This window comes from Streptomyces griseocarneus, from assembly GCF_014655595.1.
In the GTDB taxonomy this organism is placed as follows: Bacteria; Actinomycetota; Actinomycetes; order Streptomycetales; family Streptomycetaceae; genus Streptomyces; species Streptomyces griseocarneus.
Genome location: NZ_BNBL01000031.1, coordinates 1 through 2404 on the forward strand (window position 1 = coordinate 1; position 2404 = coordinate 2404).

The following is a 2404-nucleotide window of genomic DNA, read 5'->3' on the forward strand; positions in this document are numbered from 1 at the left end:
CCGTTGCCCCGGCTAAGTGATCACGTAGCCGGTCTCCCAGGGAGCGAACTTCGCTGGCAACAGCGGGGGGAGAAGCCTCCCGGAGAGCCCCAAGGGCACCGCCGAGCCATGGCGGAGCCACAGGGCGGGGAGAAGACCTGACGGACGAATACAAGTGAATCCCTGACGAAGCCTCGTCATTGTCAAACCGCGTCATGGCAAGCAATCGGCGGTTAATGGCCCAACGGGTTGAGAAGCCCAAAGTGGCCGTCCGGGTCGTCGTCCGGTCGGCACGATCACCACCGGGTCCGGGGTAAAGGGGACGTCCTCGCAGGTCGCGTCTGGAAAGAGTGGAACAGCGAAACCCCGTAGGGGTCCGAGGCGGATGCGCCTCGGTAAGCCGAGGGTAACCAGAGCAGAACCCCCTTGCGGGAACAGGAAGACCCGAGAAGCAAAGGCCGCTGGGGCGAAAGCCCAGGGGAAAACGCAGAGCCCGGCACCTCAGCCGCTGCGCATAACCCGGCGGATACCGGTCCTCGTGACCGGGCCCGAAAGGGAGCCCACGCGGGTCTGGTGGGTCCTTGAAGACACGAGGCAACAGAAGCCATAACCAGTAAGCCGAGTTGGACAACGGAGGGGTGGCATGGAAGCAGAAGCCGATATGACAACGCCTGCGTTGAACGAGGAACTGGACGACGCGAAGGCTTGGCACAGCACCGACTGGGCCAAGGCCGAGCGAGACGTGAGGCGACTGAGGCAGCGGATCTTCAAGGCCGCGCAGGAAGGGGACCTCAAGAAGGTCCACAATCTCCAGAAGCTCATGCTCAGGTCACAGGCGAACATCCTCGTGAGCGTCCGTCGCGTGACCCAGCTGAGCGCAGGGTGCCGTACTCCCGGAATCGACGGGCTGCGGGCTCTGGAGCCGGCGGACCGGGGGAGGCTGGCGAGGACACTCGCCAGCGAACCCGCAGTCGACGCCAAGCCAGTACGGCGAGTGCATATCCCGAAGGCGGTTGGGAAGACCCGCCCGCTCGGAATCCCGACTATCCGAGACCGGGTGCAACAGGCCAGGGTGAAGAACGCCCTGGAACCTGAGTGGGAGGCGCGGTTCGAGGGCAAAAGCTACGGCTTTCGTCCCGGCCGCAGCTGCCACGACGCGATCGAGAAGATCTTCCGACTCACGGCGCGCAGTACAGTCCGCCGCACGTGGGTACTCGACGCCGACCTGGCAGCAGCCTTCGACAGGATCAACCACGACCGTCTGATGGAGGCCATCGACGGGTTCCCCGCAGCGGCGGCGATCCGGAGGTGGCTCAAAGCCGGTGTGATGGAGAACGGGCGATTCGCCCCCACGGAGGAGGGAACTCCCCAGGGCGGCGTTATCAGCCCTCTTCTTCTGAACATCGCGCTGCACGGCATGGGAGCCGCCATTGGCGACCTTGACACCCTCACGAAATCCCGGAGGGACAAGGTCCCGCTTCTAGTCCGCTACGCTGATGACTTCGTCGTGTTCTGCACGTCGAAAGACGAGGCCGAACGGGTCAGGGAGACATTGGCCAAGTGGCTTGAGCCTCGCGGGCTAACCATTCACCCAGAAAAGACGCGCATCGTCCAACTGGCGGATGGCTTCGACTTCCTCGGGTTCAATGTGAGGAAGTACGGCCCAAAGACACTCATCAAGCCGAGCGCCAAAGCGGTGGAGAAGGTCAAGGAGAAGATCCGCCTGGTCATCGAGCATAGTCCAACTCCGGATGCGCTCATCCAGCGGCTCAACCCCTTGATCAAGGGATGGGCCACTTACTACCGCGGAGCGGTAGCCACGGAGACCTTCACGAACTTGAGCCACTTCGTGTGGCACAAGACGTGGAGGTGGGCCCTGCGGAGGCACCCCAGGAAAGGCCGGACTTGGGTCAGGGCCCGGCACTTCGGACGCTTCCACCCCGGACGCAATGACCAATGGGTATTCGGAGACCGCGACAGCGGCCGGATCCTGCACAAGTTCACCTGGACCAGAATTCAAAGGCACATCCCAGTCAAGGGCACCTCATCCAAGGATGACCCGAGCCTGGGCGAATACTGGGCCGCTCGAACTCGTAAACGCAGGCATCCCGAGGCAGACGGAAAGCTGAACGTCAACCTTGCCGCCAAGCAGCGGGGGGTGTGCCCGCTGTGCGGGCTGGACCTGATTGCTGGTGCGGGATATGAACCAGAATCCGTCCACGAGTGGGCGAACTGGTTCGCAGCCAAACACCGCACGCTCAATCGACACCACCTGGTCTACCGATCGCTCGGAGGTAGCGACAGTGCGTCAAATCTCATGCTTATCCACGCTGACTGTCACCGGAGCCACCACGCCGGAGACAAGAAGCGCGGCCCCCTGGAGGTCAATCATGCGCGGTCCTAGGGACTTGCTTGAGCCGGATGC

The 2404-nt window shown here is 63.1% G+C and carries 1 protein-coding gene; it reads left to right on the top strand.

Translation table 11 applies throughout. The features are described 5' to 3' along the window. Positions 1-622: 622 nt before the first annotated feature. Positions 623-2383, top strand: a complete 1761-nt coding sequence (ltrA, locus tag IE295_RS33125; protein ID WP_190067513.1) for a group II intron reverse transcriptase/maturase — start codon at positions 623-625, stop codon at positions 2381-2383. Positions 2384-2404: the final 21 nt, after the last annotated feature.

Coding starts and splice junctions, on each gene's coding strand:
- ltrA (WP_190067513.1), top strand. CDS start 623: ATGGAAGCAGAAGCCGATATGACAACGCCTGCGTTGAACGAGGAACTG.